Source organism: Wolbachia endosymbiont of Mansonella perstans (assembly GCF_020278605.1).
Taxonomy (GTDB): domain Bacteria; phylum Pseudomonadota; class Alphaproteobacteria; order Rickettsiales; family Anaplasmataceae; genus Wolbachia.
Genome location: NZ_JACZHU010000068.1, coordinates 1 through 5726 on the forward strand (window position 1 = coordinate 1; position 5726 = coordinate 5726).

6 protein-coding genes and 3 pseudogenes are annotated in these 5726 nt (G+C 34.6%); 3 read left to right on the top strand and 6 right to left on the bottom strand.

Annotated elements, in window-relative coordinates; translation table 11 throughout:
• A pseudogene (locus IHO13_RS04170) lies at positions 1-195 on the top strand (tRNA pseudouridine(38-40) synthase TruA); the annotation flags it as partial.
• 1 nt (position 196) lies between these two features.
• On the opposite strand, the gene dnaN reads toward IHO13_RS04170, so the two are convergent.
• From dnaN to IHO13_RS04195, 5 genes are all read right to left on the bottom strand, one after another.
• On the bottom strand, positions 197-1345 hold the full coding sequence (dnaN, locus tag IHO13_RS04175) for a DNA polymerase III subunit beta (RefSeq protein ID WP_225538411.1): 1149 nt from the start codon (positions 1343-1345) through the stop codon (positions 197-199).
• 204 nt (positions 1346-1549) lie between these two features.
• On the bottom strand, positions 1550-1726 hold the full coding sequence (locus IHO13_RS04180) for a hypothetical protein (protein ID WP_225538412.1): 177 nt from the start codon (positions 1724-1726) through the stop codon (positions 1550-1552).
• A 511-nt stretch (positions 1727-2237) separates the two neighbouring features.
• Positions 2238-2438, bottom strand: coding sequence for a hypothetical protein (locus tag IHO13_RS04185; RefSeq protein WP_225538413.1), 201 nt, complete (start codon positions 2436-2438; stop codon positions 2238-2240).
• The gene (locus IHO13_RS04190) at positions 2435-2668 is read right to left on the bottom strand and encodes a hypothetical protein (protein ID WP_225538414.1); all 234 of its coding nucleotides are present in this window, start codon (positions 2666-2668) and stop codon (positions 2435-2437) included. The genes IHO13_RS04185 and IHO13_RS04190 overlap by 4 nt, the downstream gene beginning before the upstream one ends.
• 384 nt (positions 2669-3052) lie before the next feature.
• The gene (locus IHO13_RS04195) at positions 3053-3298 is read right to left on the bottom strand and encodes a hypothetical protein (protein WP_225538415.1); all 246 of its coding nucleotides are present in this window, start codon (positions 3296-3298) and stop codon (positions 3053-3055) included.
• A gap of 449 nt (positions 3299-3747) precedes the next feature.
• Between IHO13_RS04195 and lipB the strand changes: the two genes are divergently transcribed.
• Together lipB and IHO13_RS04205 are read left to right on the top strand one after the other, a co-directional pair.
• Positions 3748-4365, top strand: a complete 618-nt coding sequence (gene lipB, locus IHO13_RS04200) for a lipoyl(octanoyl) transferase LipB (protein WP_225538416.1) — start codon at positions 3748-3750, stop codon at positions 4363-4365.
• An 8-nt stretch (positions 4366-4373) separates the two neighbouring features.
• Positions 4374-5365: pseudogene (locus tag IHO13_RS04205) on the top strand (LD-carboxypeptidase).
• 211 nt (positions 5366-5576) lie between these two features.
• On the opposite strand, the pseudogene IHO13_RS06025 reads toward IHO13_RS04205, so the two are convergent.
• Positions 5577-5715: pseudogene (locus tag IHO13_RS06025) on the bottom strand (Rpn family recombination-promoting nuclease/putative transposase); the annotation flags it as partial.
• Between the last annotated feature and the right edge of the window lie 11 nt (positions 5716-5726).

Here is a 5726-nt window from a genome sequence, read left to right on the forward strand (position 1 = left end):
CATATATACATCAAAATATCTGCAATTTCTTTTTTACATAACCAAGTGAGGATCATTGTCGGCACTTTGGTTGAATTTGGAAAAAATAGAACTAATCCACAAGAGATGCTAAATATATTAAACCAACGTAAAAGAAATGCTGCTGGAGTTACTGCACCACCTTGCGGTTTATATTTGGTAAAGGTAGACTACTAGCTTAAGTCCTCATTGGCATTACTATATATAATGCATTTGGATCATCTTCATCAATGATAATCGTAGCACTATTGCCATCTGACAAGCTAAACTTACATTTGTTTTTTATGCAAGACAAAACATCAAGCAAATAGCGTGAATTAAACCCTACGGACATAGGAGCTTCATTATAAGCTACCTCTATGGATTCAGTTGCATCACTGCACTCTTGGGAGTTTGAGTTTAGAGTTAATAATTTTTCTTGTAACGAAAACCTAATGAATTTTATTTTATCGGATACAACAACGGAAACCCGATCTATAACACTAGCTAGCTTGCCACTCTCAACAACCATTTGTCTATCTTGAGACGCCGGAATAACAGTTTTATAATCTGGAAAAGTTCCATCTATTAGCTTTGATATTAAAATATACTTACCGCATGTGAATTTGATTTTTCTGCCTGAGAGCTTTATATTAATTTCATTACAATCATCCAATACTTTCAGCAACTCCATGACAGCTTTACGCGGGATTATCACACCAAATTTACCGTTGATACTTTCAGGTTTAGGCCTCTTTATACACGATAAACGGTGACCATCGGTTGCAGCGCAATACAGAAATTGTTCATCTGTATGCAAGTATATCCCATTCAAATTGTATCTTGTATCATCCAGTGACACAGCAAACTTCGTTTTAGTTAATAAGTCTACCAAATCCGCACTCAGTAGAGTAAAATCATATTTATGATCCCCTTCCTCAAGAACAGGAAAGTTATTTGAAACTACACTTGGTAAAGAAAAGTTTGCATTTCCACAAGATATCAATAATTTCCTTTGATCATTCATTCCGAAATTAATATCCAAATCAGTTGGCAACTTCTTCACTATGTCGTGCAAAGTATGTGCTGAGATTTTTACTTCTCCTTCAGCTGACACATCTGCAGCAAGTGAGGCAAATATTGAAATGTCAAGATCGGTGGCCTTTAGTTCTATGCTGCCATGTTGTGCTTTGATATTTATACACGCTAAAACATCTATCGTATTACGCCTTTCGACCACCCCGCTTACTCTGGATAGCGTATTTAAAAGACTTGCGCGGCTGACGCTAAAACACATTTTCTCACACACAGCTTGCTCTTTAATTTCTACACCCGCAACCTCTGACATATTAACTCTCAAAAATATATTTCAAATGATATCCAAATTCTATGTAAAGTAAAGTGCTATTTTACTGGCAAAGGCGCTAGTTGTATATTTAAGTACAAACATTTTTAAGCATAGGTCCAACCTATGTGAATTACCCTAAATTGAGAGCCCCTATTGAAGTTGTTCAGCACTTGAGTTGCTAAGGCTTGTGCTTGTAGTGCTATTTTATAACAAGTCTTTTTGTACATATGAAACAATGAGCTTAACAATAAGTACTGCAATTAATGCAACCACAGCTACAGAAATAATTAACGCTATATTTGAATTTGCAATAACAAAACCAATACAAGCAACAGTTGCCAGACCAGCAATTGGAAGTAAGGCTTTATTTACAAATTTCACTAACTGCACCTTCCACCTTTCTGGCTTTTTCCCTAAATGTTTTTACCATCATCTACTGTCCAGGTTATAGAATCTTTACCCTCAATGTTTTTGCCATTATCTATTTGCCCAAACTGTAGGGTCTCTACCATCAAGTTTTTTACCTGTTTCTATTGTCCAGATCAGTGGATCTTTAAATTGAGAGTTAAAAAGTGCTAGTAAATTACAGCAAGACTCTGAATATTATTCTCAATCTCTGTTGTAACATGTAGCACTTCTGAATATTCTCTCATAGTCTGAATTTGATTCTGTAACCTCCGCTTAAAGTAACTACCTAAATTATTACCTCCGTCAGATACAAATTCCTTAGACTTAGCTGAATAACTAAACACCTCTTCACAAAAAACTGGCGGTAAAATACTAGATAGATATCCTAAGAGTAAACTTCATTTTATGATTTAGAAGTTGATTTAAATTACTAGCTTTTTTATATATCAACTTGTCAATCAGCTCCTTATTCTCAGACATAGTCTTACACATGCGTGCTTAATTCGAATGCTAATCTTTTATAATCCAGTTCAATTCCATATAAGGTTTTAAAGTCAAGCACAAGCAATGGAATTTTGCTACAGTGGTTAACACAGAAGTAAAGCGACCTACCATGGTCAATTTTTACCCAGAGTTTTTCTTTTACTTTTTTACCCTTCACATTTTCATATTCTTTTTCTATCACGCAAGGTTTTCTGTTTGCATAATGTCAGCTTCCCCAAGCAACATTTGAGCAGCTAATATTTTTTCAAAACCTTTTGCATCTTGGTAATTTTTACCTTTTTCCTTAATATTCACTAATGTTGTAAACTTATCCAAAAACTTTGATCTCAAATGAAGTTGATCTTGATCTTTCTCTTGCTCAATGCACTCTTTAAATTCATTACTACTATCAGTAAATCTTTTTTCTAGCAAATTATCATTTGTTACTAACTCAATAACCGGAGCTCCATCATATAAAAACAGTTTACATAAATCACAGCAATATATTTCCCAATAAAATCGGCAACATTCAGGTCATCATAACATACATTATTTTCTACCTACTGCTATGATGAATCAAGAAGACCATCTATTGTATAATCTGACAAACTACAGGGTTTTGCAATTTTATAGCTTTTCTTGATCTTTTGTAGAAGGATTTTTTGAACTGCTCTATTTAGACTGCTTTTCCTCTCCTGTCAGAGTGTGGTTCAAAACAGACTCAACCATGAAAGTCGCTATATCGTTTTCACCATACTGGTGCTCTGCTCAAAATCCTGAACTACAACCTGTTTCTTTCTTCCCTACTTTGTTAAACTAACTAAGAGGTTGAAGTGTTCTATCATGGAAATGTTTTTCTAAGATTTTTATATTCCTTCTCTTGTTTTTCTTAAATTCTTCTTCCACTGCTTCTAACTTTTTCTTTTTCTTTTCAATCGAGTCTTTTGTAAATTGATCCACTTTTTCAACTCTCAATCTTATTGTTTTTGGGAGAGCTGAAAAACCCATTTCTGTAACATCCTTTAGAAATTCAATTTGTAGGGCTTTATTCCCACTTAACATTTTCAAGCTTAACTCTCTCTACACCTGAGCATTTAGCAGCAAGTTCAGCTAGTGCCATACCTTCCTCCTCAATTTCAATTGCTTCTTGCATTAGCTCTTGCGCCAGATCTTGAATGGACTGTTTTTTATTCTAGCCAACTTAACAAGGTACTCTAAAATTTCATTATTAAAAGTTATGCTGAATCTTGAGTCTGCCATATGTTTTACCAAAACCTACTACAATAATTATACGACATTTCCCTGAATTTTCTCAATAAAAGAAGTTACCTATATGTAAAGAAGATTTTGTGCACCTGTGTTGACAAACAACTGAAGATTTGCCATAACTGGCTTTTGCTAATGGCATAGAAGTTAATATATTACAAGATATCATTAGGAATAAAGAAAACTGTGGTCAGTGTTATGCACTGGGATGACATCAACAGATTTAAATAGCAAAGAAATATAACATGGTAAAGTGGCTAGTATCTAATCAGCTTATCAATTACAACCATGCTGTAAAATTCATGGAAGTAAAAATTCAAAGAATTTACGATAGTTTATCTGATGAGCTAGTATGGCTGCTCCAGCACCCTCCACTTTACACAGCAGGAATCAACGCAACAGATGACGACATTGTTGAAAAATTATTTCCTGTATATAAAACAGGCAGGGGTGGTAAATATACATACCATGGCCCGGGTCAGCGCATTATATATCTAATGCTCAATCTTAAAAAAAGAAATAAATGCGATATAAGGCTATATATCAGAGATCTAAGCAATTGGATCATTAATGTTCTAAAGTACTTTAACACCAACGGAGAATTTAAAGAAGATAGAATAGGTATTTGGGTGAATAACAACGGAGTAGAAGGAAAAATAGCAGCTTTTGGCATTCGTGTAAGAAAATGGATAACTTACCATGGCATAGCACTTAACGTCTCTCCAGATCTTTCTCACTACAGAGGCATTATTCCTTGCGGGCTGAAAGATTATGGTGCTACATCAATGAAAGAACTAGGAGTCGAAGTTTCACTTTCTGAATTGGACGACATATTAAAAAAAGAGTTTTATAAGATATTTTAATGCGTTCCATTATTGTTTACATTTTATACTTCTCCTTGTTTTATGTATTAACACGGGTGTCTGTGTAGTTGATCAAGTCGATATTATTGCTCTTTCTTCAAAGGGAAAAGAATCAGATCTAACTACCATGAAAGAATATGTGGAAGCCTTGGGTTTTTATCCCCATGTTTCGGAGAAAATACACAGTAACGATAATCCATTTCACTCTAGATCTGACGAATTCAGAGCAAATGATTTGATTAGTGCCTTAACTGACGATAGCAAAATAACTTGGTGCATTAGAGGAGGAACAGGAGCTTCCCGGTTGATTCCCTATCTAGAAAAGTCACCCAATGATAAAAAAGAAAGAATTGCCTAAAAAATTCTCATGGGGTATAGCGATATAACTGTTTTACACATTTATCTACAAGCTAAATACAATTGGCAAACTCTTCACAGTACCATGTTGGAAATAATAGTAAATAACTCCGTTTCTGAGAGCTCTGTTGAAAATTAAAAGAGTTAATTCTGAACAAACGAGATTCCATTAGATTTGACAACTCAAAAATAATCGACAATGGTATAAAACTAAAAAACGGCAGATTAGAATCTAAAATTATTGGTGATAATATGACTTTAACTGAAAATAACATAGGAACTGCTTGGCAAGTAAATGCAAAAGGCGAAATTTCATTTTTGGAGGACATAAGAGTTTATCCATATGCAATGGAGCGCGGCTTAGATCACCTAAAACAAGCTCATATTTTCGATTGAGCGCAAACGGTGATTTTTGGTAGCTTTACTAATTCCGGTAACGATAATCTTATTGAAATCGCAAATAGAGAGATTTGCAAAAAGTGTCGACTTTCCGGTGTTCACAATTCAAGAAATAGATCATGGGTATACAAACGATCCTTTATCTCTTAATACCCACACTACCATCGGCATTCAAGATAAAAAAGAAGATATGTTTTTTATGGATGTGCAGAATTTACAGATTGATCTACCTGCATTACAGTAGAATGGATACACAATGTCAGTGCTATCCGAGTAACCTTATGCGTGACACTACTTGTTGTTTCAGCGATTAAAAATATTAAGAAATTTATCAAATAAAAAAAGCAAAAGAAGCCCTGTGGGCAGTTTACTTCAAAATATATTGGTAACTAAGCGGTTAACTCGTGACTTCTTCTCTGAGTTGGTACAATTTCAGCTATAGGAAGACCAGTAGTTTAAGCTATGATATCAACAGATACGCCAGCTTTAAGCAGGTTTTTAGCCACAGCAATTTTAGCCTATTTTTCATTCTCCTCTCTCTTCTGCCCTGCCTTTTTGATAACCGATGGAGATTCCTTCTTGTCTGCCTCTTTCTTACCCCACTT